Raw genomic sequence first — 22,904 nt, 5'->3', positions numbered from 1 at the left:
CGGGCACCGTAAAATCGTCCTACTGTGTCTGATGCGCCGAACACCCCCGAGATCCCCGGTTCCGTCCAGTCCGCCCGCGGCGGGCCGCGGCGGACGCACGAGCGCGGGGTGTCCGCCGACCCCGGGACGTCCCTCCGGCACGGCCGGGCCAAGGGCGAGCCGCGGTTCCCGGACGGGCCGAAGGCCGACCCCGCCGGGTCGCACTTCGAACGGCGCATCCGCAGCTTCCAGCCCCGGCGCAGCCGGGTCACGGCCGGCCAGGCGGACGCGCTCCAGCGGCTGTGGCCCCAGTGGGGGCTGGACATCGACGGCCGGCGGGTCATCGACCTCACCGAGCTGTTCGGCAACGACGCGCCCGTCGTGCTGGAGATCGGCTTCGGCATGGGCGAGGCCACCGCGCGGATGGCGGCCGGGGACCCCGGCACCAACATCCTCGCCGTCGACGTGCACACCCCCGGCCAGGGCAACCTGCTGAACCTCGCCGAGCGCGCCGGACTGACCAACGTACGGGTCGGCAACGGCGACGCGATCATCCTGCTGCGGGAGATGCTCGCGCCCGACTCGCTGGCCGGGCTGCGCGTGTACTTCCCCGACCCCTGGCCGAAGAAGCGGCACCACAAGCGGCGGCTGATCCAGCCCGAGTTCCTCACGCTGGCCGCCGCCCGGCTGCGGCCGGGCGCCACCCTGCACTGCGCGACGGACTGGGAGCCGTACGCCGAGCAGATGCTCGAGGTGCTGAGCGCGCACCCGGACTTCGACAACACCCGGCCGGACGGCGGTTTCGCGCCGCGTCCGGACTACCGGCCGCTGACCCGTTTCGAGGGTCAGGGACTGGACAAGGGACATGTGGTGAACGACCTGCTCTTCCGCCGCCTGCCGCACCCGACGCGGCAGGGCTGACACGCGGACAGCAGTGACCGGACTCTCCTCGCTGGAGCCGATGCCGTGGCCGTCTGTTCCCCGTACCCGACCCGTCCGGCGCGCCCGCACTGGTGGCAGCGCGCGGGAGTCCGTCACGGGGCGCTGACCGCCCTGCTCGCCCTCTGCGGGCTCGTCATCCTCGGCCTGGTGCGCCGGCAGACCGGCACCGAGGGGTTCCTGGTCGGGCTGGGGCTGGCCGTGCTGCCCGTGCCGCTGCTCCTCGCCGCCTTCCGCTGGCTGGACCGGGTCGAGCCCGGCCCCTGGCGGAACATGCTGTTCGCCTTCGCCTGGGGCGCCTGCGCGGCGGCGCTGATCGCCATCGTCGCCAACAGCTTCGCGACCCGGTGGATAGCGGGCGCGACCGCCGACCCCATCGGCGCCGACACCCTCGGCGCGACCGTCATAGCGCCGGTCGTCGAGGAGTCGGCCAAGGCCTCCGCCGTCCTGCTGGTCTACCTCTTCCGCCGCCGCGACTTCACGGGCCTCGTCGACGGCGTCGTGGTGGCCGGGGTCACCGCGACCGGCTTCGCGTTCACCGAGAACATCCTCTACCTGGGCACGGCCTTCGGCACCGACCAGCTCACCGGCGGCCACGGCATCGCCTCCGTCACCGCCGCCACCTTCTTCGTGCGCGTCGTCATGTCCCCCTTCGCGCACCCGCTGTTCACCGTCCTGACCGGCATCGGCTTCGGCGCCGCCGCGGCCTGCGCCCCGGAGAGCGGCACCGCCCGGCGCGTGCTGCCGCCGCTCGGCGGACTGCTGCTCGCGGTGAGCCTGCACGCCTTCTGGAACAGCTCCTCGACCTTCGGCGAGTACGGCTTCTTCGCCGTCTACGGGGCCTTCATGATGCCCGCTTTCGGCCTGCTGGCCTGGCTCGCCATAGGGACCCGGCAGCGCGAGCTGCGCACCGTGCGCACCGAGCTGCCGGTCTACGTCCTGGCCGGCTGGCTGCGGCCGGCCGAGCCGTTCGTGCTGGCGTCGATGGAGGCCCGGCGGCTGGCCCGGGACTACGCCAGGCACCACGGCGGCCGGCCGGCCGGGCGGGCGGTGGCGGAGTACGAGGCGTACGCGACCTCGCTGGCGTTCCTGCGGCACCGGGGACGGCGGGGGCGGGCCGGGTCCCACTTCGCCGTACGGGAGCGGGAGCTGCTGGCCGAGCTGTGGAAGCGCCGGCAGACCGCGCGGCCCGCCCTGGAGTACGCGGCCGGTCTCACCGCCCGTCCCCCGGTGCCCGGATACGGGTTCCCCGAGTACGGCCATGGCTACGGGTACGGCTCCCCCGGGTACCGCGGCGGGTACGGCAGCCCGGCGCTGCCGGTGCCGTACCCCGCGTACCAGCCGTACCCGGCGTATCAGCCGTACCGCCCGTGACCGGGCCGGGGCCGGGCTTCGCCTAGGCCGATGCCTCGGTGAGGCGGCCGATCTCGTCGTCCGTCAGGTTCAGCTCCGCCACCGCGAGCAGCGCCGGGAGCTGGCCGGTCGTCCGGGCCGAGGCGATCGGCGCCGCCACCGTGGGCTGGGCGGCGAGCCAGGCCAGGGCGACCGTCGCGACCTCGGTGTCACGGGCGGCTGCGATCTCGTCCAGGGCGGCGAGGACCCGCTGCCCGCGCTCGGTGCCGAGGTGCTTGGCGGCCCCCTCCGCCCGGGCGCTGTCGACGGTGGTGCCGGGGCGGTACTTGCCGGTGAGGAAGCCCGAGGCCAGGGAGAAGTACGGGACGGCGGCGAGGCCGGTGCGGGCGGCCAGGTCCCGCAGGGCGCCCTCGTAGGTGTCGCGGGAGACCAGGTTGTAGTGGGGCTGGAGGGCGACGTAGCGGGCCAGGCCCTCGCGGTCGGAGAACTCCAGGGACTCGGTGAGGCGCTCGGGGCTGATGTTGGAGGCGGCGATGTGCCGCACCTTGCCCGCCTTCACCAGCTCGTCCAGCGCGCCGATGATCTCCTCGACCGGGACCTCGGGCTTGTCGAAGTGCGTGTAGTAGAGGTCGATGTAGTCGGTGTCCAGGCGGCGCAGGGAGGCGTCGGCGGCGGCCTTGATGGTGGCCGCGGACAGGCCCTGGAAGTCGGGGTGCTGGCTGACCTTGGTGGCGATGACGACGTCGGAGCGGTTGCCGCGGGCCTTGACCCACTTGCCGATGATGGTCTCGGACTCGCCGCCCCGGTTGCCCTCGGCCCAGGCCGAGTAGGAGTCGGCGGTGTCGACGAAGTTGCCGCCGGCGGCCGTGTAGGCGTCCAGGACGGCGAAGGAGGCCGTCTCGTCGGCGGTCCAGCCGAAGACGTTGCCGCCGAGCGCGAGCGGGAAAACCTCGAGGTCGGACGTGCCGAGCTTGCGCAGAGAAGTCATGCCTTATGTCAACGCCCGGAGCGGGTGGTCGCATTCCGGCGGCCGGCCGGCAGCCCTGACGTCGGGGGGTTGTCGTCAGGACCGCCGGAGCTTCGGGGAAGCGTCGGGCCGGAGGCCGGGCGGGGGAGGCTCAGGGGGTGAGGCCCTTGCCGTGCAGCCAGGCCATCGGGTCGATGCCGGTGGCGGCGCCGCCGGGGTGGACCTCCAGGTGCAGGTGCGGGCCGGTGACGTTGCCGGTGGCGCCGACCCGGCCGATGACCTCGCCGGTGGCGACCTTCTGCCCGGCGCTGACGTTGATCGAGGACTGGTGGCAGAACCACAGCTCGGTGCCGTCGTCCAGGGTGAGGATGGTGCGGTAGCCGTAGGCGCCGGCCCAGCCCGCCTCGGTGACCGTGCCGCTGTGGATGGCCTTGATGAGGGTGCCGGTGGGCGCGGCGAAGTCCAGGCCGGTGTGGTAGCCGGAGGACCACATGGAGCCGGCCTCGCCGAAGGTCGACGTGATCGTGTACGACGACGTCGGCAGCGTGTACTGCTTGGCCAGCTTCGCCAGGCGCTCGGCCTCGGCCTTCTTCTTGGCGGCGGCCTCCGCCTCGGCCTTGGCGTCGGCGGCCGCGGCTGCGGCCTCCTTCTCGGCCTTGGCTGCGGCGGTGGCGGCCTGCTTCCCGGCGGCGGCGACGGCGGCCGCGGTGGCCTTGGTGTCGACCTGGACCTGCTGCTGCTCGGCCTGGGCCATGATGCGGTTGCGCAGCGCCTCACCGGCGTCCGCGGTGCCCGGGTCGGTGTCGGCGGAGGCCGTGCCCACGGTGCTGAGCGTGGCGGTGGTGGCCTCGGCGGTGCCGTGGCCCTCGCCGAGCAGGGAGTCGACGGAGGAGGGCAGGTCGGGCAGGGAGATGGAGACCGGCGGCTTGCCGGTGTTGGCGCTGGCCATGCCGCCCGCGCCGACGGCGGCGATGACACCGACGCCCAGGACCGTGGAGCTGCGGGCGAGTCCGCCGCCGCGCTGCTTGCCGACGCGGTGCCGGCCGCGCACCGGGCGGAGGGATTCCTCGGTGGGGTTCCACTCCTCCCACGGGCCCTCGTCGGTGCGGTAGGTGCCGTAACCGAAGGTCTCGCTGTCGTGCCGGCTCGGCACGAACGGGTCTGCCGGGGCAGGCCGGTTGGACGCCACTCGGGCGTGCTCCTTTCCTTCCGTCGCCTACCGGGTTAGCTGACGGGTTCGGAGCAGGAAGGTCTCCTACGCGCGTATACCGGCCCCCACCCGGTGAGTTCTCCTCACCGGCCGACGGCGGCTTCCGCGTGATTCACCCCAAATGGTGGTTCCCCGGTTCCCTTGCGGGATTCGGCGCGTGCGCACGGAGCCGCCTTCTGTGACGGCTGGGACGACCGCGCTGCGTTATCGAACGTTAATAGACCCACCCGTCAGATTCCAAGCCGTTCGACTTGATCATTACGCTTCTCCGGGCCGGACTTACCCGTCATGAACGGTGAAAACCGGGCGAGTTGCCCGATGTTCATGTTTCACAGGCCGGTTGATGGTGACTCAGATGTGATGCGCAGGGCGCTCACCGGATCACCGAACGTGATATCGGGTTCCCGCGCGGGTGTCACGGCCGCCGTACGGCCAGCAGGGCCATGTCGTCCGCCGTTCCGCCCCCGGAGTGCCGCCGGACCTCCGCCGCGAGGCGGTGCAGCAGCGCGGCCGGGCCGGAGAAGGTGCGCCCGGCGAGCCGCCGCTCGGGATCGTAGAACCGGCCGTGGGCGTCGCGGGCCTCGGACAGGCCGTCGGTGTAGAGCAGCAGCGTGGCGCCGGCGGGGAAGGCGGCCTCCGTCGCATGGTCGGGCGGCGCGCCCAGGTCGCCCAGGCCCAGCGGCAGCGCCGGTTCACGGGCGAGCAGGGTGTGCAGCCGGCCGTCGGCGTGCAGCAGGAGCGGCGGAGGATGGCCGCGGTTGACGATCCGGACCACCGCGTCGTCGTGCGGGAGTTCGGCGAGGACGGCCGTGGTGAACCCCTCGAAGGCGTCGACGCCCTCCCGCCGGGCGCCCTCGCGGGCCAGCGCCCGGTCCAGCCGCCGCGCCACCGCCTCCAGGCCGGCCTCCTGCTCGGCGGCCTCCCGGAACGCCCCGATGAGCACGGCCACGGCCGCGACCGCGCCCATCCCCTTGCCGCGCACGTCCCCCACCACCAGCCGGACGCCGTGCGGGGTGTCCTGCACCGCGTACAGGTCGCCGCCGATGAACGCGTCCGCCTGGGCCGCCTCGTAGCAGGCGGCGATGTCGAAACCGCCGATCCGGACGGCCGGCTCGGGCAGGACGGCCCGCTGGGCGGCCTCGGCGATCTCGCGGGCGGACGCCAGCCGCCGGTCGCCCCGGCGCACCACCCGGTTGATGACGGCGGCCAGGACGGCGACCGTGGCCACCGTGACGGCGTCGGTGACGGTGGTGACGTCCGGGCCGGCGCGGTGGCCGGCGTGCACCGCGCAGGAGGCGGCGAGCGCGGCGAGCCCGGTGAGGAGGGTGCGGCGCGGCGAGAACAGGGGCGCCGCGGCCAGCGGCGCGGCCGTGAAGAAGGGGACGGCGGTGAAGCCCTGCGGTGTCCGCAGGTCGTAGAGGACCCCGGCGGCGATCAGCAGGGCGGGCAGGACCCGCAGCAGCCTCCGGACCGGCGAGCGGCGCCCCGGGACCGCCGGTACGGATGCGGGGCCCGGGTCGGGGCCGGGAACGACGGCTGCGGGGCACCGGTCACCGGCCCTGGCGTACGGGTCGTACTGCTCCACCTCACCAGGGCGCACCGCTGATCTCCCACGTGTCCGACGTACGTCCAGGTTTGTGGGCGCGGCGAGGGGCGGCGAGCGCTGTGGGCCGACCGGATGACCACGTTCGGGTGTGACACGCACCACGCTCCCCGCGGCGGGCCGGGAGGCGGCCGGGGCGGGAAAGACTCAGGGCCGGAATCCATGTACTGGATTCCGGCCCTGAGTATCAGTAGCGGGGACAGGATTTGAACCTGCGACCTCTGGGTTATGAGCCCAGCGAGCTACCGAGCTGCTCCACCCCGCGGCGATGACTCCACTGTACGCCATGTTCAGGGCCACGAGCACACCGGTTTGATCAGGGCCGGTCCGCGGGGCGCCCGCGGAGGTGGCCGGCGGGTCGCCGGTCAGCCCGGCAGGTGGGCGTTCGGGGCCTTCGCCCGGTCCTCGAACCCGGGCAGCACCAGCACCCGGGCGCCCGCCCGCGCCAGCACCCCCGTGCCGTCGGCCTCCGCCACGAACGTGCCGGGCTCGCGCCAGGCCGTCACCACCCGGCGGACGCCGGCCCGCAGGATGAGGTCGGCACAGGGGGCGGGGCGGGAGGCGCGGCGGGCGCAGGGTTCGAGGCTGCTGTAGACGGTGGCGGCGGCCAGCCGCGGATCACCGGGCGCGATCTTGGCCAGCGCCGCCTCCTCCGCGTGCACGACCGGGTCGCCGCCCTCCCGGGAGTGGCCGCGGGCCAGCTCGGTGCCGTCGGCGGCGACCACCACGGCCCCGACGCTGAACGCGGTGTCCGAGGGCGGGCAGAGGGCGGCCAGGTCGCAGGCGGTGCCCAGCCAGTGGCGGTCGGCCGCGGCCGCCAGGTCACCGGCCCCGGGTGCGGTGGGTTCGTAGCGCATGAGGACGACGTCCTCGATCCGGCGGCTCTCCAGCAGCCGCAGCCGGCCGCCCTGGTACGCCCCCGGGCCGAACAGCCGGGGCGCGGCCGGGTCGCCGACGAACAGCGGGGCGAGCACGAGCTGGAGTTCGTCGGCGAGGCCCTGCTGGAGCAGCTGGGTATGGACGGTGCCGCCGCCCTCGACCATCAGCCGCCGCACCCCGCGTGCCGTGGCCAGGTGGTGGAGCAGGGCGCGCCAGTCCAGGCTCGGGCCGAGCGCGACCACGTCGGCGGCCAGGCCGAGGGCGGCGGCCCGCCGGGCGCCCCGGTCGGTGGTGCAGATCAGCTTGTCGCCGCCGGTGTGCCAGAAATGGGCGTCCGGGTCCAGGTCGCCGGAGGCCGTGACGGTGACCTTGAGGGGGTACTCCGGCCGGCCCTCGGCGCGGCGGGCGGCGCGTCGGGCGGGCGAGTTGACCAGCAGCCTGGGGTTGTCGGCGCGGATGGTGCCGGCGCCGATCAGGATGGCGTCGACCGAGGCCCGTACCTCGTCGACCCGGTCGAAGTCGGCGGGGCCGGACAGGAGCAGGCGCTCCGGGCCGGTGTCGTCCAGGTAGCCGTCGAGGGAGACGGCGGCGGACAGCAGGACGTACGGCAGGGGGTGCGTCGGCGGGGACGGCTGGGACGGCTGGGACACGGTCGCGCTCTCGTGGAGTTGGGGCCCGAATGGACGCGCCCCCAGCTCCAAGTAGCTCTGAGCTGGGGGCGATGCGGTAGGCCCTGTGGGACTCGAACCCACAACCAATGGATTAAAAGTCTGCTGACTGGCCAACCCGCCTCACCCCGGCGCGTTCATGCCACCCTACTGCGCCCCAAGAAGCGCAGGCCAGTGGAACTCGGTGTCCGCGCGTGGCGCACCCTTCACCCCGTCTCACCCCACCGTGTATCACGCTGTTAGGCGGCGTTCGGGCCAGCACGGGGCCAGCACGAAGGGCCCCCAACCCGCAGGTCGGAGGCCCTTTGTCTGTCCTTCGATTCTACGCCGGGGACTACCCGTTGTCAGCGCTGGCCCGTACCGTCGAGGTATCCACATCAGCGTCTGCTGGCTGCGTCGCTGAGCCCGACCCCTGCCTCGGTACAGCGCCCGGAGCAGGGGTCGCTCCACGCCCGCGCCGCGCGCGCGGCACCGCGGCCGCCGCGCGCTCCGTCAGGTCTTGCTCGTACTCCTGGAACAGGCTCATGTAGGTGTCAGCGGTCAGCACGATCGTGCTGTGCCTGAGCTTCTTGCTGGCGTCGTCGATGTCTCCACCGCCCGCTTTCACCAGCGCGGCCGCGCCGTGCCGGAGGTCGCGCAAGTTGATCGGGGGCAGGCCGGCCGCCTCCACGATCCGTTTGAACTCGCGGCTGACGACGTCGGGGTGCAGCCAGCTGCCGTCCTCCGCCGTGAACACCTTGCCGGTGTCCGTCCAGGCCTTCCCCGCGGCCAGGCGCTCAGCGCGCTCGGCGTCCTGGCGGGCGCGGTGCTCCCGCAGCACGGTCACCGTCTCCCGGTCGAGCGTCACGGCTGCCATGCTGCTGTCGGTCTTCGGCGCCGTCTCGATCGGTGTCCAGCCGTCCACCACAATCTCCGTCAGGACGTCGATGTGGGGCGGGCTGGCATCCAGGTGGACGTGCGCCCAGTCCGCGCCTACGCCTTCACCGCGGCGCAGGCCGTGGTGGGCGACCAGGTGGTAGAAGGCGTACAGCCGATGATCCTCGGCCGCGTCCAAGAAGGCGCCCAGCTGCTCGGGCGTCCAGACCATGACCGGGCTGGGCACTGCACCCGTCTCGCGCCAGCGAGTGACGCGCTCGGTCGTCCACAGCAGACCTTTAGGCCGCGAGCTGCTGCCCAGCTCGACGTGCTTCGCCGCATTGAAGGTGATGAGCTGCTGGCCGATGGCCGCGTTCAGCGCAGTGCGCAGGGTGCGGCGGATAGCCTGCCGCGTCGCCGGACCCGCCAGCTTCCGGTACGGCTTCATCGCGGCCAGGCGCTCGCGCTCGGCGGCCAGGCGCTCGCGCTCCTTCGCCGGCGGCCGCCCCGGGCGGTGCCACCTCGCTCGCTGCTCCTGCTCCTGGCGGGCCTCGTTCTCCGCGCGGATGACGTCGGCCTGGTCAGCGATGGCCTCGAACATGGACTGGACGTGGCCGACGTTCAGCCGGTCGAGGCGGTAGTGCCCGATGTGGGGCTTCAGGTGAATCTTGATGTGCGAGCGGTACCCCGCGTTCGTTGTCGTCCGCGTCTTCTTGCCGGCCATCCAGCGGTCGAGCCACTCGGCTACAGTCATCATGCCGTCGAGCGGCACACCTACGCCGAGGCGTCGCTTGACCTCGTCAGCCTGGGGGATGTCGGCGCGTCGCCGGGAGATGTCGGCGAGTAGATCCCCCACGCGCTGCTGCTCAGCCGGATCGTCACCGGGAAGGTCGAGGATGCCCTGAAGGCGGGAGAGGTCGCCCTGGGCGTCCGCGACTGACTTGTACCCGGTACGCCGGAAAATCCGGCGCTTCCCATCGGCGTCCGGCGGCAGCTCCTGGCGGAGACCGACAGATCCGTGGGCCTTCTTCTTCAGCTGCGGGCAGGCGTTGCCCAGCAGTTTGCCGTCGGCACCGCGGCATTCGCAGCGTCGGTAGATGCTGCCTGCCCGGCGTGCTGACGGCATGGGGTCTACTCCTCTCGTTCAGGGGGCTCGACGTCGTCCCAACCGTCCAGGTGCGCAAGCCCCACGCCCAGCACAAATTCTGCCGTCTTGTTGAGCTGGTCGAGCATCTCCTGTTCCATCCCAGCGTTCGGGCGTATTGCGAACGCCAAGCCGTACTTGGTTCTGATCGGCATGATCAGCTCGCCGTCGGCCAGGTCGTCACTGAAGAAGTACCAGACTCGCGGTACTCGCGGTTCGTGCGGTGACGCCATGCATCCCTCCCCGATCTGCCGCTCACACGTTCGAAATTCACGGTGGACCAGCACCTTTCCCCTAAAGGCGTTGGGACATGATCGCACCACGGACCTCAACTTTCTACAGTCCGCATAGACCCGTGACGCTGGGTAACGCTAAGGGGAGGGGGTGCTTCCCGGGGTCTCGTCTGGCGGCACCAGCGTGTCGATGAGGCGAAGGAGTCGGTCCCGCTGATCGGCTGGCAGCTGGTCCAGCTTGTGGACGTACGCCTTCGCCTCGGATGAGCCACTGGTGAGCGGGTCCACACCGTGGAACTGGGAGCCGGCCGCATCCTGGAGCACCTCCACCGGTAGCTCACAGGCCGCCGCGAGGGCCACCAGCTCCTCATAGACCGGCGGCGTGACGGGCTCACCCTGCTCCAGCCGGTACACCCACCCGCGCGTGACGCTGGTCCCCGACCTCGGGTCCACAGCTTTGTCGGCGAACGCTTTCAAGCCCACATTGAGTTCGGCACGACGCTTGCGGATCAGGTCGGCGAACTGGGTGCGTTGTTCAGGCCTGCGCCGGGATTCGCGCGGCTGCGATTCGTTCGGAGCCATGTCAAGCATCCTGCCATTCCTTGGTCAGAGGTTCCGTACGTCCGTTCAGGGTCTGCACCGTTCATTGAGACGTACGGGCAGGTCAGTTGGGGCGTTCATCTCACTTGCTGAACGGATTGTTCAGCACGTTGGACGATCGCGCCAGGTCGCACTGAGTCATTGACCGATTACGTGCGCTCTCATTACCTGTCACACTCGCTGGACAAACCGTTCAGCGTGTGTGATGCTCCGTTCACCGCTGTCCCACCAGTGGGACAAGTTGTCCAGCGAGGTGAACGTGAGCGAAGACCCACCCCAGATGTACGCAGTCGCCAGCAGCGACCGACTCAAGACGCTCATGGAGCGCACCGGCACCGGTGAGGCAATCACCAGCCGCGAACTGGCTGCCACCGCTGGCGTGGCCCACGGGACCATCGGCGCCCTCATGTCCGGCAGGCAGCGCCTGGTCCCCGAGGACAAGGCCAAGGCGATATCGGCCGCCCTCGGCGTCCGTCTGCTCGTCCTGTGGATTCCGATGGAGCGCGCCGGCCGTGCCTTCGTCCCGGCCCAGTCCGACAGGGAGGCCATATGACCTCCCCGGCTCAGGCGCTGACGCCCGAACAGGTCCTCGCCCTGCCCGCCATGCCCGCTGTGAAGCAGGCGTTCGCCGCGATGAACGTGTCCGAGGGCACGGGCTACGCCCTCATTCGAGGGGGCGAGTTCCCCATCGAGGTGATCGAGTTCGGCCGAGCTAAGCGCGTGCGAAAGGTCGACCTCCTCAGATTCCTCGGCCTCTCCCCACTCCCTGCCGTCGGGGTCCAGCCGACAGCAGCCAGCCACGACGACGGCGCCCCCGGGGTCCAGCCGGAAGCGCCGTCCAAGCAGCCCGCACCCACTCACGCCAGCAAGTAGATCGGGGTCCGCTCGTGCATGAGCTTCCCACGTCCGCCCAGCCGACCACCACGCCCGACCTCGCCCGCGTCCTGGTCCAGATCGAGGCCGCGAAACTAGTCGTCGGCGACGACCTGGCCCAGTGCCTGGACGCCCTCGGCGATCTCATCCGGATCAACGGAGCCCCCAGCTCCAGCATCGCCTGGGCCTCCGACGCCCTCGCCCGCGAGCAGCTGCGCGCCTACGCCGCGCAGCACCGCATCACGGTGCACGTGTCGCGTGCCGATGAGGTGGAGTCGTTCCGGACGGCCGTCATCTGGACCGCCGACGGCGGCGGTATGGCCGTCGCCCCGGCCGGACAGCATCCGGCCCGCACCCTCCTCCATCTGCGCCATGAGGTCGCGCAGCGCCAGGAAGACGACCACCGCGCCGCCGACTTCCAGGAGACCGTCGCGGCCGGCCACGTGGAGGACATCGACGCCTGGCACGCCCGTACCTCCCGGGCGACCCCGTGACTGCAGCTGCCGTGCGCGCCCGGGACACCCCGGGCCGCACGGCCACCTCCCAACGAGTCGACGGCCTGCTGGTCATCGACGCCGAGAACGTCCGTGCTCGCTACGAGTGCTACCGCCCGGGGTGCCCGAAGCCCCGCGAAGTGCCGATCCGGCCCAGCGCCATCGGTCCGTTCATCAGCGGGATCAAGGCCCGGCACCTCAGCCAGTACCACGGAGAGAACCGTTGACCGACTCGCAGACCACCGACCTCCGGGCAGCAGCCCGCGAGCTGCACGACGCTGGCCTGTGCGTCCTGCCCATCAAGGCCGACGGGACGAAGAAGCCAGTGGTCCCCTGGCTTGAGTACAAGATCACCCGGACCACACCTGAGCAGCACGACGACTGGTTCGACGGCGACCGACCGCGTGGCATCGCTGTGGTCTACGGTGCCGTCTCCGGTGCCGTGGAGCTGGTCGAGTTCGAGGGCCTCGCCATCCGCGAGGGTCTGCTTGAGCAGGTCACCGCGTCCATGGCCGATCACGGGCTCGGCGAAGTGTGGGCCGCCATTCAGAGCGGCTGGGTCACTCAGTCGCCCAGCGGCGGCATCCACTACCGCGCCCGCCTCGACGGCGCCGCCGTCCCGCCGAACCGCAAATTGGCGCAGCGGCTGGCGCGCGAGGATGAGTGGGACGCCTCTGAGCGGCAGCGAGTCGCCGAGAAGCCGGGCACGAAGATCGTGCGTCCTCTGATCGAGACTCGCGGCGAAGGCGGGTATGGCCTAGTCGAACCGTCCAGCGGCACCGTGCACGCTTCGGGTCGCCCGTACACCCGCATCGCAGGGTCACCCGCCAACATCCCCGTGATCGACGGGGAAACCATGGACGCGATCCGGGCGGTCTGTCACCTGTTCGACCAGATGCCCAAGCCCGAACCGGTGAGGACGGCCCCGCGCCCGTCCCCGCCACGACCGGACGGCACTCTGCGGCCTGGCGACGACTTCGAGGCGCGCGCCTCCTGGGAGGACATCCTTCGAGGAACCTTCCGCCCGTTGAACACCCGCGGGAGCGAGACGTTCTGGGGGTGGGCGGACGGCGTCGGCGGGGTGAAGGCGACCACCGGCCGCGACGAGCACGACCGCCTGTTCGTCTTCGCCACCGGCAGCGAGTTCGAGAGCGAGGTGCCCTACTCGAAGTTCGGTGCCTACGCGCTACTGAATCACGGCGGCGACCACAAGGCAGCCGCCCGGGAACTGGCGCGCCTCGGCTACGGCAGCCGCCACCTCGCGTCCGTTGGCAGCCGCCCGTCCATCCCGGCACCCGCGGCGCCTGCTCCGGACGAAGCCGTTGCCGAGGACGAGCAGGAGCAGGACGAGCAGCCGGCGCCGGATGGCGTGTCGGACGACCCGGAAGGCTTCGACTACGCCGGCACCTTCGGCCTGCCGTCCTCCGTGCGTACGCCCTACGACTACCGGCTCACCGGCCGCGGCGTCGAGGTCCTCAGCACCAGCGGCGAGAACTGGCAGCGCGTCACGTTCGCCCCCCTGGTGGTGACCGCGACGTTCGAGGACCCCGAAGGCGACCAGTACGTCGAGCTGTCCTGGATCGACCGTAGCCTCGGCCGACCCCGCCGCATCTCCCGCATCGTCAGCCGCGAGACAGCGAAGCGCGGGCGAAAATTGATCGAGACGCTCGGCAGCGCCGGGCTGCCCGCCGTCGAGGGCGATGCCCGGGCCGTCGAAAAGTGGCTGGCCGAGTTCGAGTCGCGCAACTTCGGCCGCATCCCCAGCGAGCAGCTGGCCCGCTGGCTGGGCTGGCAGGACGACGGCACGTTCGTCTCCTCACCCGAGGACGGCATCAAGGTCGATGTGCCGTTCGAGGAGCAGCGAGGCCCGGCCCGCGCACATGCCAGGAAAGGGACGCTCGAGGGCTGGCAGGAGACCGTTGCGCAGCTGGCCGGCTTCCCTGTGCCGCGCGTCGCCATCGCGGCCGCGCTCGCTGCGCCGCTGCTCAAGCCCCTCGCGTTGAACAGCTTCACGCTGGACATCTCCAGCCGGTCCACCAAGGGCAAGACGACGGCGCTTCAGGTAGCGCTCAGCGTGTGGGCGGACCCGTCCGAGCACGCCTCCGCCATGTCCAACTGGCGCACCACGCTGTACGCGATCGAGAAGCGGCTGAACCTGGTGCGCGGGATCGTCACGGTGTTCGACGAGACGATGGCCGTCACGGACGACACCCTGATCGACGAGGTGCTCTACCAGCTCCCGATGAATCACGGGAAAGCCCGGTCGGGTGGGGCGTTCGGCAACATGCTGCCCTGGGAGACCATCCTGCTGTCCTCGGGCGAGCGGCCGGCGCTGTCCTTTACGACCAGCCAGGGCGCCGCTGCCCGCATCTTGGGGACGACGATCGCCCCCTTCGGCGACGGCGGGGGCGCGGCGGCTGCGGCGGCACGGGACGGCGTGCTCGCCAACCACGGCCACGCCGGGCCCGAGTTCATCCAGTACGTCCTCAGCGGCCTCGCCCATCCGAACGGCCGAGAGGTGCTGAGGGAGAAGCACCGTGCGCTGGTGAACGAGTTCCGTGGCGGCGGCGACATGACCAACCGGCGCGCGCCGATGGTCGCCGCCCTGGTGCTCGCCGAGACGCTCGCCTGCAAGCGCGGCCTGCTCCCGTATGAGCCCCTCCCCCACGACACGTGGCGCGGCCTGTTCACCGCCCACAACCCCACCGACAACCGCCCCGACATGGCACTGGACGTCCTGCGGGAGTACGTGGCGGGCCACGCTCACGAGCTGTTCACCGCTACCCGTGCGGCGATGAACGAGAAGCCGCCGTACTCCGGGTGGCTGGGTGTCCTGTCGACCGACAAGGCGGGTGTCGCGGAAGTGGCCCTGCTGCCTGAGCGCGTCCGCAAGATCCTCGCGGAGGCCGGCTACTCCCTCGACGCCGTGGTCGGCAGCTGGGTCGACGCCGAGTACCTGAAGACCCTCAAGAGCCAGCGGCCCGCGCACCTGGTGCCCCGCCGCTTCGGCGGAGCCCGAGCGAAATGCCTCGCCTTCACCCCGGAGGGCATGCCCTTCGGCGACCAGGACGAGGCGTCATGAGAGCCGTGAGCACGGTGGTACGCACGAGGTGCGTACCACCTGGGGCCACCAGTCTGCGCAGGTCAGACGCATCCCGACCCTCAATCGGGGGGCGGTACGCACTCGCCCGGAAAAGACACCCCTCAGGCGTGTGCGTGCGTGCGCGCCTGTGCGCGAGTGCGCGCACATCGACACCTGTCTGTTTCTGCGTACCTACGTACCACCCTCCGTAGAGAGAGACATAAGAGCAGGTCAGAGGCTATTTCAGCCCGGTACGCAGCCGGTACGCAGCCGGTACGCAGTGCGTACCGCTCCCCCATCTCCCACCGATCCGAGGTGACCATGTCCATCACCACAGAAGCCCCCGCCTTCACTCCCCGCCCCTACCAGCTCGACGCCATCGAGGCGCTCCGCAAGGGCTGGGCCGCCGGCCAGAACCGCCTGGCCGTCGTCCTGCCGACCGGCGCAGGGAAGACCGTCGTCTTCAGCCACCTGGCCCACCAGATGCTCGACAACCTCGGCGGCCGCCGGGTGCTCGTCATCGCCCACCGCGAGGAGCTGATCTCGCAGGCCGCGTCCAAGCTGCTGGCGGTCGACCCGATGCTGCGGGTCGGCATCGTCAAGGCCGCACGGGACGACCACGCAGACGCCGACGTGATCGTGGCCAGCGTCCAGACCCTGGCCGTGCCCCGCCGACGCGAGGCCATCAGGGATGTCGGCCTGGTCATCGTGGACGAGTGCCACCACGCCGCCGCCCCCACCTACATGGAGGTGCTTCGGCACTTCGGCGCCTGGGACGGCGTGCCCGTGGCTGGCTTCACCGCGACGATGACGCGTGAGGACGGTGGCCTGGCCGAGGTCTGGGAAGACGTGGTGTTCCGCCTCGACATCCTCGACATGATCAGCGACGGCTACCTCTGCGACGTACGCGGCAAGGCCATCACCGTCGACACCCTGGACCTCAACAAGGTGCGCACCCGCGGCGGCGACCTGGTCGACGGGCAGCTCGGCAAGGCGCTCGAGGACTCCGGCGCGCTGGACGCCATCGCCAAGGCGTATGTCGAGCACGCCGCCGACCGGCCGGGCGTCGTCTTCACGCCGACCGTGGCGACCGCCCAGGCCGCCGCCGCCTCACTGCGCGCCGTCGGCATCACGGCGGCCCCGGTGTGGGGCGACATGGGCCGCGACGCGCGGCGCGCGACCCTCGCCCAGTACGAGGCCGGCGACGTCCAGGTGCTCACCAACTGCATGGTCTTGACGGAGGGATTCGACGCCCCGCACACCAGCTGCATCGTGGTCGCCCGCCCGACCAAGTCGCCCGGCCTGTACGTGCAGATGGTCGGCCGCGGCCTGCGTCCGGCGCCTGGAAAGGGAGACGCGCTGCTGCTCGACGTGATGGGCGCGGCGTCCCGCCACAAGCTGGCCAGCATGGTCGACCTGACCGAGCGCGAGATCGGCCAGCCCGAGAGCGGCAAGAGCCTGCGGCAGATCGCCGAGGAGCACGCGGCCACCGAGAAGCGCCGCCCGCTCGCTGCGCAGGTGACGGCCGAGGAGATCAACCTGTTCGGCGCTTCGTCGATCCGGTGGCTGCGCACGGAGAACGGCACCTGGTTCATCAGGCTCACGTCCGCCATGTTCCTGTTTCTCGTCCGCGACCCCGGCACCCGTCTGTACCGGATGCGCCGGTGGACACAGGCGGACGGTGCGCACCCGCCCAGGGACGACGTTGCGCGGCCGCTGCCCGAGGCCCTGGCGTGGCTGGAGCAGCAGGCCAAGGTGCTGGCGCCCGGCGCATTCGTCGACCGCCAGGCCCGGTGGCGTCAGGGCAGGCCCACGGACAAGCAATGCGGGCTGGCTCGCCGTCTGGGCATCCGGGTGCCGCCCGGCAGCACCGCCGGCGACGTGGCCGACCTCATCGACCAGGACCGCGTCGGCCGCGTCCTGGGCCAACTCATCCTTCCCGCCGCGTAGCGGTCCGGGCCTGTCGCTATCAGGCCCGGACCTCCACCCATCACATCACGGAGGAACCCATGAACGACCACCAGCAGGCCGCCGAGCAGCTCGGCCACGCGTCTGCCGAGCAGACAGCGGCCACTTACGCCCCCGACTCCCCGCCCGCCCCGCTCCCGCCGGCTCTCGTCTCGGCGATCCTGCGGGACCCGGACAGCCCGCTGTACCCCTCGAAGATTGGCGTCTTCTGTGACGAGTGCGGGACCGAGATCGCGCGCGACTACATGGTGTCCACCGAGCAGACGAGCACGGAACGCCTGGAGGTGGCCCGCCGTCACCTCCGCGCCGAGGGATGGCAGTGCGACGCGACCGGCGACTACTGCCCTGAGCACCGGACCCCGCCGAGCGCCATGGTCCTTGCCGAGGTGGCCTACGAGCGGGCCCGCCAGGACCAGCGCTGGGGCGAGCAGAACCACCCCGACGGCACCGGCAGCAGCTGGTACGCCCGACACGCGACCGCCGCCCGGCGCAACTGCCAGCTGGCCGCGCACGAGAGCGCGACCGGCTGGGACCTGATCTTGCTGGAGGAGGTCTACGAGGCACTCGCCGAGGCTGACCCGGCCGAGCTGCGCGCCGAGCTGGTGCAGGTCGCGGCCGTGGCCGTGGCCTGGATCGAGGCCATCGACCGGCGTCGGGCCGCTGTCGCAGGTGCGTCGACCACTGCCACGAGTCGACGGACCCCTTCCACATCTGCCCCATCTGCCACTGATCCCGAGAGCCGATGACCGTCGCTGCCCTCCGCGCCCTGCTGGACGAGATCGACCAGCAGGGCGGCCCGGAAGCCGCACGCCAGAACCGCCTCCAGCTCACCGGCCCGAAGGAGCCCCAGATGAGCCAGCCCATTCCGGGACTGCCCGCCCTCAAACTGCCGCCCGCCGACCCGCCACCGGTACCCGTCGGCCAGCTCCTCAAGTGGGGCGACGACCACCCGGACCCCGAGGTTCAGGACCAGGCCGCCCGCGCCCGCGTCGCCCTTACCGGCCTCCGCCGTCGGCACGCCGCCGACCAGGAGCTGACCGCCATCACCACCGAGGCCGAGCAGCTGGAGAAGCGCCTGGCCGAACTCCGTGCCCGCGAGCAGGAGCTGGCGCCTGCGAAGCCGAAGAAGAAGCGCGCCGCTGCGGTCCGGGACTACGACACCCGCGAGGTCCGCGCCTGGGCCGCCGCCAACAGCGTGTACTGCCCGCGCGTCGGCCAGATCCCGAAGCGCGTCCTGGACGCCTGGCGCGCCGCGCGACCGCAGGCCGGATGACCACACGTAACGGCCGCCCCTGCACCAATCAGGGGCGGCCTTCCGCCCATCACACCACGGAGGGACCAGTGAAGATCCGCACCGCCCGCCCGCGCTGCCCCCGAGGCCCTTCCTGCCCGCCGCCGGCAGCTGTTTGTGCCAGCGCCTCATCGTCCGCTGGGACGCCGACCTGTGGGGCCAAGGCCTCCGCCCGGGAGCCCGCCTCCGCACCGTCCACGTCACCGGGGATTACCTGTGACCGCCGTCATCGCCTTCGTGCTCCTCGTCGTCACCACCTCAGGTGTGCTCTGCGCGCACTGGCTCTACCCACCCTGGAGGAACCGGTGAGGCTCGCCCAGTTCATCGCCGCCCTGTACGTCCTCGCCGCCCTCGCCCTCGTCCGCTGGGCCATCGCCAGCCAGCGCGCCGCCAGCGCGCAGGCGGAGCGCGCTGCCCGGCCTCGCCAGCCGAGCGCGGCCGAGGTCGCCGAGGAGATCGCCGACGGCTGGCAGCGCCTGGCCGAGGCGTGCTGCCTCACCGGCTGGGAGTCGCGCGGCGCCGACCACGACCCGACTACCTGCACCCGGAAGGACACCCACCGATGACGCACCCCACCGGCGGCTACCCGGACCAGCCGTTCCCGCCGCTCAACGAGGACGCCCGCCGCGCCACCCGCCGCGGCAGCGTCCGCATCCTGCTTGTCCGGGCCGCCGCCGGCCTCACCCCCGACGAGGACGCCCTGCTGCGCCAGCAGGTGGAGGCCGAGATCCGTGAGGCCGACATCGCGCGCGCCACCATCGAGCGGATGAAGCGCACCAACCGCATGGTCAACCGCGGTGCTCGGGAGAGCAGGGAGCGCGCCGAGCAGGCCGAGGCCGTGATCGAACGGGTGCGCGCCCTGGCCTCCCGGTGGGTCGTCCTCCGCGCCTACGGCAGCGCGGCCACCGAGCTGCGCGCCGCCCTGGACAGCACCGAGCAGCCCGAGGAGAGCACCACCCCGTGACCTGTGAACTGTGCGGCAACTCGGCCAGCGGCTACCTGTGCACCCGGCACAGGGAGCAGCTGGCTGGGGGGCTGCGAGAACTGCCCGACCTGTACGCCGAGGTCGGTGAATGCCTTGTGCCGCGCCGCGCCAGCTGGGGCGAGATCATCGCCACCAAGAGCGCAGCCGGCCCCCAGTCCCCGGTCAACGAGGACGTCATCGACACCGTGAACTGGGGTCGCGCGGCCGAGGTTCTGCGTTCCTGGCGACTGGACGTCCGCCGCGTCCGCTGGCCGCACCGAGGCGCGCCGCCTGCTGGCGACCTGGCCGCCGACTGCGGATGGCTGGTCCACCAGCTGGACTGGATAGCGACGGCCTACCCGGCGGCCGGCGATCTGGCGCGCGAGGTGTGGGCGCTGGAGACGCAGGCGCGCTCTGTTGTCGGTGACCCGAGGCCCCGACCGCAACGACTCGGGCTCTGCGTGGCCGTGACAGATGACCAGGGGACGGTGTGCGGGGCGGTCCTTACCCGACTCCCGGGTGAGCTGGTGCGGTGCAGCTGGTGCGGAACGGAGTACCGAACGGAGACGGATCTCCTGCTGTTGCAGCACTATCAGCCGACGGAACCGGCATGACTATCGCTATGCCCCTTGCGCAAAGGGGGGTTAGTGATAGTCTCGCAGAGGTGGAAACACCCCCTTGGCGGGAGCGTCTTCGCGTGGAGGACGAGCTGCTGGAACAGCTCGAAGCCCAGGTAGAGACCGCCCGCAGACGACGAGCGACAGCCCTGAAGGAAGGCGCCGGTGAACTCGGCAGCGTCTACGCGCTGGCGAAGGATCTAGGCATGAGCTGGACGGCTATCGCTCACGCGATCAAGAAGTACACAACCGAATAGGACGAGGGCCGGACAGCAGCTCTCCGGGTGCTGGAACACCTGGAGGCGCGCGCGCCGCCCGACCCTCTACGCACCGACGCGCAGCAACGCGTCGGCACTTGATCACAACGAGATCGGACCTCGTCATGACCCAGCGGAACTCTAGCGCCCCCGCTCAGGGCGCCCCCGACCGCGTAGCCGAGCTGCACCAGCAGTGCCGCGCCGACTACGCCAGCGCCGCCGGCACCCGCTCGGCCGCCGCCGGCGCCGCCCGCGACCAGCTCGCCTTGGCCCGCGCGCACGCCGCCGAAAGCGGTGGCCGCCGATGAGCAGCACCAACCTGCCCCAGCCTGTCCGCGACCTGCTCGCGGCCGTCCTCGAAGCGCTCGACCTGCCCGCCCCCGCCACCTTCGGCGGCAGCGAGGTCCACGACCGGCTGCTCGCCACCCGCGCCCTCCACGCCCGCATCGCCCTGCGTAACGTCCTCGACGACGGGCCCGACCTCGGCCCGTCCTGGAACGCCCAGTACCTGCGGAAGCGGCTCGCCGAGCACCCCGTCGCCGGGTACGTCACCGCCACCCAGGCGCACGCCGCCCTCGACGCGGGCAAGCCCTGGTCCGAGGCCGTCACCCTCTCCACCGGGGAGGACCAGTGAACGCCCGGACCCTTACCCGCGGGCAGCGGATTGTCCTCGGCACGGCGGCCGGCGTGATGGTCGCCGTTGGCGTGACCGGCGCCGTCGGTACCTACAGCAACGCGCTCGCCGAGGTCGGCCGCCAGGCCACCGCCGCCGGCGTCGTCGCCGCGGGCGAGGGCCTCACCCTCATCCTCGCGCTGACCATGGTTGGCCTGACCCTGCTCGGTCAGTCCGCCCCTGCCTGGGTCCGTGCCGGCCTGTGGCTGGCCCCGCTCGCCGCCTGCGGCACTGGCCTGTCCCTCGCCGATGCCCCCACCGAGGCCGTCGTCTACGGCGTCATGCCGCTCGGCATGTCCGGCGCCGCCGAAGGTCTCGGCCTCATCGCCCGCCGCATCGTCATCTACAGCACCGGCGTGGACGCCGAAGCGCAGCGCCGCAACGCCCACGCCGTGCAGCAGCTGGCCTACCACCAGGCCGCCGCCGAACGGCACCCCGACGAGGACACCCGCGCCGAGGCGCTGCGGAAGTCCTGGAAGCTGGCCAAGCGGGTCGGTGTCGGCGACCAGGTCCTGGGCGCCGCCCTGGTCGACGTGCAGCGCGGTCGCATCACAGGCGGAGCCGACGCCGCCCTGGGCGCCATGTACGGCGCCCCGGCCGCCGTCGAACCGCCGACCGCGCGGCCCCGGCTCGCCACCGCGACCGAGGCGCTGCGCCAACGGTTCGCGGAGATGCACCCGGCGGATGCGATCCGGCTCGCAGCGGATGCGCGCCCGGATGCGCCCCCGGCCGAACTCGCCACCGTGCTGGCCACCTACGGGGTGCACGTGGACGCCGTCGCCGTCGCCCTGGTGCTCGGCCAGCAGCCCCCGCAGTACGAGGTGCATCGACCTGATGCGCTCGCGCATCAGCAGGTCAGGGCCCTGGACCCGGTCACGATGGAGGGCGCCGTCGTCGAGGCCGCATCCACCCTCGGCCCGGACGCCAAGGCCAAGGACATCGTGGAGCACGTCGAGCGTCACCGGCGCCTGATCGTTACCGAGCCCTACGTCCGCACCGCCCTGTCCCGGTCCGCCAAGAAGACCGAGCAGCAGGCCCCGGCCGAGCCGATGGAAGGCGGGTACGCGTGATGCGCTGGCTCCTCCTCGGCGCCCTCCTCGGCGTCCTCCTCCTCATCCCGTCCGTCCTGCTCCTCGTCGGCACGGTGGCCGCCTGGCTCCTCGGCAAGCCCGTGCTCGTCGCATTCGTCCTGGGCGCCATCGTCCGCCCGCACCTGCCCCAGCTGCGGAGGTGGGCGCGATGAGCGACGCCCTGGAGAAGGCAGAGGCCGCCGCCCAGGAGGCCGCCGCCAACACGGACGTCACCCGGATCGTCGCCGCGCTCCTCGCCGCCCAGCAGCTGCAGCAGCAGACGCCGGCCCCGGCCGCCCCGGCCCGGCAGGAGTTCGACGCCAGGAAGTGGTTGACCATCGGCGGCCTCGGGATCGCCGGCGGTCTGGTGGCCTCCCTGTTCGCAGTGGCCATCGCGATCGGCGCGGTGTCCGTGGCGATCCTCGCCCTGGTCCTGCGCGCCATGTGGCGCGACTTCCAGAAGGGCCGCTGACCTGCCCTTCCGTCCTCTGCGGCTCGTCCGCAGGGGTGCGGTAGGGCCGGACAGCCCGGCTCGCCCGTAACAGAGAGGAACCCCATGTCCCGCATGAAGAAGCAGGCCGCCGACAACCGCGAGGCCGCCCGCACCCTCCGCGCCCGCGGCAAGGACGCCGCCGCCCAGCGCCTGGAGGACCGGGCCGACGACCTGGAGGCCGGCCGCGTCACCGACGTCACCGACCAGGTCAGCGGCCTCATCTCCTGGGCGCTCGGCCGCCGCTGACCACCGACCACCCCTGAGAGGACCGACATGAGGTTCACCCCGGACCCGGCCCGTGAGGCCGCCATCACCGCCAGCCAGACCGCGGAGACCGCCCTGCACAACGCCGAGCAGCAGTACCGCGCCGCGCGGTCCGCGCCGGAGCTGGCGGCGTCCGCCCGCAAGGTCGCCGCCGCCCGCGAGACGGCCCGCGAGGCCCGACGCGCCGTCCGCGACGAGTACCTGAAGGCGAGGGGCTGACATGGCGCTGACCAGCGACGACCCCTACAACCTGCGCGAGACCCTCCAGGTCATCGCCCTCGGCATCCGCGTCGCCCGCAAGCAGGGCAAGGGCAAGTCGGTAGCGGCCCTCGAGCGGCAGGCCGACCGCATCCGCGAGAAGGCCGAGAAGCGCGAGGCCGCCGCCCGCGCCGCCCGCAAGTAGCTCCACCCCGGGGCGGCCGTCACCC

General features: G+C 72.0%; 29 protein-coding genes, 1 tRNA gene and 1 riboswitch. Of the genes, 22 read left to right on the top strand and 8 right to left on the bottom strand.

The genetic code is table 11. The annotated features are described in order from the left end of the window. The first annotated feature begins 24 nt into the window (after positions 1–24). Positions 25–900 carry a tRNA (guanosine(46)-N7)-methyltransferase TrmB gene (gene trmB, locus ACZ6CZ_RS21375; RefSeq protein ID WP_469023353.1) on the top strand — a complete coding sequence of 292 codons (876 nt, stop codon included), beginning with the start codon at positions 25–27 and terminating at the stop codon, positions 898–900. Positions 901–945: 45 nt separating this feature from the next. Beyond that, positions 946–2,292 carry a PrsW family intramembrane metalloprotease gene (locus ACZ6CZ_RS21370; RefSeq protein ID WP_469023351.1) on the top strand — a complete coding sequence of 449 codons (1,347 nt, stop codon included), beginning with the start codon at positions 946–948 and terminating at the stop codon, positions 2,290–2,292. A gap of 22 nt (positions 2,293–2,314) precedes the next feature. On the opposite strand, the gene ACZ6CZ_RS21365 is transcribed toward ACZ6CZ_RS21370, so the two are convergent. The 8 genes from ACZ6CZ_RS21365 to ACZ6CZ_RS21330 form a co-directional block, all read right to left on the bottom strand. Then, positions 2,315–3,259, bottom strand: coding sequence for an aldo/keto reductase (locus tag ACZ6CZ_RS21365; protein WP_469023348.1), 945 nt, complete (start codon positions 3,257–3,259; stop codon positions 2,315–2,317). A gap of 130 nt (positions 3,260–3,389) precedes the next feature. Then, positions 3,390–4,427: a M23 family metallopeptidase gene (locus tag ACZ6CZ_RS21360; protein ID WP_469023344.1), complete on the bottom strand. Its 1,038-nt coding sequence runs from the start codon at positions 4,425–4,427 to the stop codon at positions 3,390–3,392. Between the two features lie 9 nt (positions 4,428–4,436). Beyond that, a riboswitch (cyclic di-AMP (ydaO/yuaA leader) is annotated at positions 4,437–4,614 on the bottom strand. Between the two features lie 249 nt (positions 4,615–4,863). Further along, complete coding sequence (locus ACZ6CZ_RS21355; RefSeq protein ID WP_469023341.1) at positions 4,864–6,048, bottom strand: PP2C family protein-serine/threonine phosphatase; 1,185 nt, start codon at positions 6,046–6,048, stop codon at positions 4,864–4,866. Positions 6,049–6,242: 194 nt separating this feature from the next. Continuing rightward, positions 6,243–6,316: transfer RNA gene (locus ACZ6CZ_RS21350), tRNA-Met, on the bottom strand. Between the two features lie 100 nt (positions 6,317–6,416). Beyond that, on the bottom strand, positions 6,417–7,580 hold the full coding sequence (locus ACZ6CZ_RS21345) for a dihydrofolate reductase family protein (RefSeq protein ID WP_469023339.1): 1,164 nt from the start codon (positions 7,578–7,580) through the stop codon (positions 6,417–6,419). A gap of 352 nt (positions 7,581–7,932) precedes the next feature. Continuing rightward, complete coding sequence (locus ACZ6CZ_RS21340; RefSeq protein ID WP_469023336.1) at positions 7,933–9,579, bottom strand: site-specific integrase; 1,647 nt, start codon at positions 9,577–9,579, stop codon at positions 7,933–7,935. Between the two features lie 5 nt (positions 9,580–9,584). After that, positions 9,585–9,830 carry a hypothetical protein gene (locus tag ACZ6CZ_RS21335; RefSeq protein ID WP_469023334.1) on the bottom strand — a complete coding sequence of 82 codons (246 nt, stop codon included), beginning with the start codon at positions 9,828–9,830 and terminating at the stop codon, positions 9,585–9,587. 138 nt (positions 9,831–9,968) lie between these two features. Continuing rightward, positions 9,969–10,412 carry a helix-turn-helix domain-containing protein gene (locus tag ACZ6CZ_RS21330; RefSeq protein WP_469023332.1) on the bottom strand — a complete coding sequence of 148 codons (444 nt, stop codon included), beginning with the start codon at positions 10,410–10,412 and terminating at the stop codon, positions 9,969–9,971. A gap of 298 nt (positions 10,413–10,710) precedes the next feature. On the opposite strand from ACZ6CZ_RS21330, the gene ACZ6CZ_RS21325 reads away from it, so the two are divergent. From ACZ6CZ_RS21325 to ACZ6CZ_RS21230, 20 genes are all read left to right on the top strand, one after another. After that, the gene (locus ACZ6CZ_RS21325; RefSeq protein ID WP_469023330.1) at positions 10,711–10,983 is read left to right on the top strand and encodes a helix-turn-helix domain-containing protein; all 273 of its coding nucleotides are present in this window, start codon (positions 10,711–10,713) and stop codon (positions 10,981–10,983) included. Further along, positions 10,980–11,303, top strand: a complete 324-nt coding sequence (locus ACZ6CZ_RS21320) for an integrase (RefSeq protein WP_469023328.1) — start codon at positions 10,980–10,982, stop codon at positions 11,301–11,303. Before ACZ6CZ_RS21325 ends, ACZ6CZ_RS21320 begins: the two co-directional genes overlap by 4 nt. 14 nt (positions 11,304–11,317) lie before the next feature. After that, the gene (locus ACZ6CZ_RS21315) at positions 11,318–11,797 is read left to right on the top strand and encodes a hypothetical protein (protein ID WP_469023326.1); all 480 of its coding nucleotides are present in this window, start codon (positions 11,318–11,320) and stop codon (positions 11,795–11,797) included. Continuing rightward, positions 11,794–12,024, top strand: a complete 231-nt coding sequence (locus ACZ6CZ_RS21310; protein ID WP_469023323.1) for a hypothetical protein — start codon at positions 11,794–11,796, stop codon at positions 12,022–12,024. Before ACZ6CZ_RS21315 ends, ACZ6CZ_RS21310 begins: the two co-directional genes overlap by 4 nt. Beyond that, on the top strand, positions 12,021–14,879 hold the full coding sequence (locus tag ACZ6CZ_RS21305) for a DUF927 domain-containing protein (protein WP_469023321.1): 2,859 nt from the start codon (positions 12,021–12,023) through the stop codon (positions 14,877–14,879). The genes ACZ6CZ_RS21310 and ACZ6CZ_RS21305 overlap by 4 nt, the downstream gene beginning before the upstream one ends. A 321-nt stretch (positions 14,880–15,200) precedes the next feature. Continuing rightward, complete coding sequence (locus ACZ6CZ_RS21300) at positions 15,201–16,829, top strand: DEAD/DEAH box helicase (protein WP_469023318.1); 1,629 nt, start codon at positions 15,201–15,203, stop codon at positions 16,827–16,829. A gap of 59 nt (positions 16,830–16,888) precedes the next feature. Further along, complete coding sequence (locus tag ACZ6CZ_RS21295; RefSeq protein WP_469023315.1) at positions 16,889–17,593, top strand: hypothetical protein; 705 nt, start codon at positions 16,889–16,891, stop codon at positions 17,591–17,593. Continuing rightward, complete coding sequence (locus ACZ6CZ_RS21290; protein ID WP_469023313.1) at positions 17,590–18,120, top strand: hypothetical protein; 531 nt, start codon at positions 17,590–17,592, stop codon at positions 18,118–18,120. The genes ACZ6CZ_RS21295 and ACZ6CZ_RS21290 overlap by 4 nt, the downstream gene beginning before the upstream one ends. 323 nt (positions 18,121–18,443) lie before the next feature. Beyond that, entirely contained in the window at positions 18,444–18,704 is a 261-nt protein-coding gene (locus ACZ6CZ_RS21285) for a hypothetical protein (protein WP_469023310.1), read from the top strand. Then, positions 18,701–19,102 carry a hypothetical protein gene (locus tag ACZ6CZ_RS21280; RefSeq protein ID WP_469023307.1) on the top strand — a complete coding sequence of 134 codons (402 nt, stop codon included), beginning with the start codon at positions 18,701–18,703 and terminating at the stop codon, positions 19,100–19,102. The genes ACZ6CZ_RS21285 and ACZ6CZ_RS21280 overlap by 4 nt, the downstream gene beginning before the upstream one ends. Then, positions 19,099–19,716, top strand: coding sequence for a hypothetical protein (locus ACZ6CZ_RS21275; protein WP_469023305.1), 618 nt, complete (start codon positions 19,099–19,101; stop codon positions 19,714–19,716). Before ACZ6CZ_RS21280 ends, ACZ6CZ_RS21275 begins: the two co-directional genes overlap by 4 nt. Positions 19,717–19,799: 83 nt before the next feature. Next, on the top strand, positions 19,800–19,976 hold the full coding sequence (locus ACZ6CZ_RS21270; protein WP_469023303.1) for a hypothetical protein: 177 nt from the start codon (positions 19,800–19,802) through the stop codon (positions 19,974–19,976). Positions 19,977–20,101: 125 nt separating this feature from the next. Continuing rightward, complete coding sequence (locus ACZ6CZ_RS21265; RefSeq protein WP_469023300.1) at positions 20,102–20,284, top strand: hypothetical protein; 183 nt, start codon at positions 20,102–20,104, stop codon at positions 20,282–20,284. Then, a complete protein-coding gene (locus ACZ6CZ_RS21260; RefSeq protein ID WP_469023298.1) occupies positions 20,281–20,610 on the top strand; it encodes a hypothetical protein in 330 nt (109 codons plus the stop codon). Before ACZ6CZ_RS21265 ends, ACZ6CZ_RS21260 begins: the two co-directional genes overlap by 4 nt. Further along, the gene (locus ACZ6CZ_RS21255; RefSeq protein ID WP_469023295.1) at positions 20,607–21,719 is read left to right on the top strand and encodes a hypothetical protein; all 1,113 of its coding nucleotides are present in this window, start codon (positions 20,607–20,609) and stop codon (positions 21,717–21,719) included. Before ACZ6CZ_RS21260 ends, ACZ6CZ_RS21255 begins: the two co-directional genes overlap by 4 nt. Continuing rightward, on the top strand, positions 21,719–21,892 hold the full coding sequence (locus ACZ6CZ_RS21250; protein WP_469023291.1) for a hypothetical protein: 174 nt from the start codon (positions 21,719–21,721) through the stop codon (positions 21,890–21,892). Before ACZ6CZ_RS21255 ends, ACZ6CZ_RS21250 begins: the two co-directional genes overlap by 1 nt. Next, complete coding sequence (locus ACZ6CZ_RS21245) at positions 21,889–22,191, top strand: hypothetical protein (protein ID WP_469023288.1); 303 nt, start codon at positions 21,889–21,891, stop codon at positions 22,189–22,191. The genes ACZ6CZ_RS21250 and ACZ6CZ_RS21245 overlap by 4 nt, the downstream gene beginning before the upstream one ends. A gap of 84 nt (positions 22,192–22,275) precedes the next feature. Continuing rightward, positions 22,276–22,458: a hypothetical protein gene (locus ACZ6CZ_RS21240; protein WP_469023285.1), complete on the top strand. Its 183-nt coding sequence runs from the start codon at positions 22,276–22,278 to the stop codon at positions 22,456–22,458. A gap of 27 nt (positions 22,459–22,485) precedes the next feature. After that, a complete protein-coding gene (locus tag ACZ6CZ_RS21235) occupies positions 22,486–22,695 on the top strand; it encodes a hypothetical protein (protein WP_469023282.1) in 210 nt (69 codons plus the stop codon). 1 nt (position 22,696) lies between these two features. After that, positions 22,697–22,879 carry a hypothetical protein gene (locus ACZ6CZ_RS21230; protein WP_469023280.1) on the top strand — a complete coding sequence of 61 codons (183 nt, stop codon included), beginning with the start codon at positions 22,697–22,699 and terminating at the stop codon, positions 22,877–22,879. Positions 22,880–22,904 lie beyond the last annotated feature (25 nt).

This window comes from Streptomyces sp. NPDC041135 (assembly GCF_055592085.1).
This window is presented reverse-complemented; position numbering and strand designations above follow the sequence as displayed.

Coding starts and splice junctions, on each gene's coding strand:
- ACZ6CZ_RS21290 (WP_469023313.1), top strand. CDS start 17,590: ATGACCGTCGCTGCCCTCCGCGCCCTGCTGGACGAGATCGACCAGCAG.
- ACZ6CZ_RS21230 (WP_469023280.1), top strand. CDS start 22,697: ATGGCGCTGACCAGCGACGACCCCTACAACCTGCGCGAGACCCTCCAG.
- ACZ6CZ_RS21235 (WP_469023282.1), top strand. CDS start 22,486: ATGAGGTTCACCCCGGACCCGGCCCGTGAGGCCGCCATCACCGCCAGC.
- ACZ6CZ_RS21265 (WP_469023300.1), top strand. CDS start 20,102: ATGACCCAGCGGAACTCTAGCGCCCCCGCTCAGGGCGCCCCCGACCGC.
- ACZ6CZ_RS21325 (WP_469023330.1), top strand. CDS start 10,711: ATGTACGCAGTCGCCAGCAGCGACCGACTCAAGACGCTCATGGAGCGC.
- ACZ6CZ_RS21260 (WP_469023298.1), top strand. CDS start 20,281: ATGAGCAGCACCAACCTGCCCCAGCCTGTCCGCGACCTGCTCGCGGCC.
- ACZ6CZ_RS21240 (WP_469023285.1), top strand. CDS start 22,276: ATGTCCCGCATGAAGAAGCAGGCCGCCGACAACCGCGAGGCCGCCCGC.
- ACZ6CZ_RS21330 (WP_469023332.1), bottom strand. CDS start 10,412: ATGGCTCCGAACGAATCGCAGCCGCGCGAATCCCGGCGCAGGCCTGAA.
- ACZ6CZ_RS21280 (WP_469023307.1), top strand. CDS start 18,701: ATGACGCACCCCACCGGCGGCTACCCGGACCAGCCGTTCCCGCCGCTC.
- ACZ6CZ_RS21250 (WP_469023291.1), top strand. CDS start 21,719: ATGCGCTGGCTCCTCCTCGGCGCCCTCCTCGGCGTCCTCCTCCTCATC.
- ACZ6CZ_RS21365 (WP_469023348.1), bottom strand. CDS start 3,259: ATGACTTCTCTGCGCAAGCTCGGCACGTCCGACCTCGAGGTTTTCCCG.
- ACZ6CZ_RS21295 (WP_469023315.1), top strand. CDS start 16,889: ATGAACGACCACCAGCAGGCCGCCGAGCAGCTCGGCCACGCGTCTGCC.
- ACZ6CZ_RS21335 (WP_469023334.1), bottom strand. CDS start 9,830: ATGGCGTCACCGCACGAACCGCGAGTACCGCGAGTCTGGTACTTCTTC.
- ACZ6CZ_RS21300 (WP_469023318.1), top strand. CDS start 15,201: ATGTCCATCACCACAGAAGCCCCCGCCTTCACTCCCCGCCCCTACCAG.
- ACZ6CZ_RS21245 (WP_469023288.1), top strand. CDS start 21,889: ATGAGCGACGCCCTGGAGAAGGCAGAGGCCGCCGCCCAGGAGGCCGCC.
- ACZ6CZ_RS21320 (WP_469023328.1), top strand. CDS start 10,980: ATGACCTCCCCGGCTCAGGCGCTGACGCCCGAACAGGTCCTCGCCCTG.
- ACZ6CZ_RS21340 (WP_469023336.1), bottom strand. CDS start 9,579: ATGCCGTCAGCACGCCGGGCAGGCAGCATCTACCGACGCTGCGAATGC.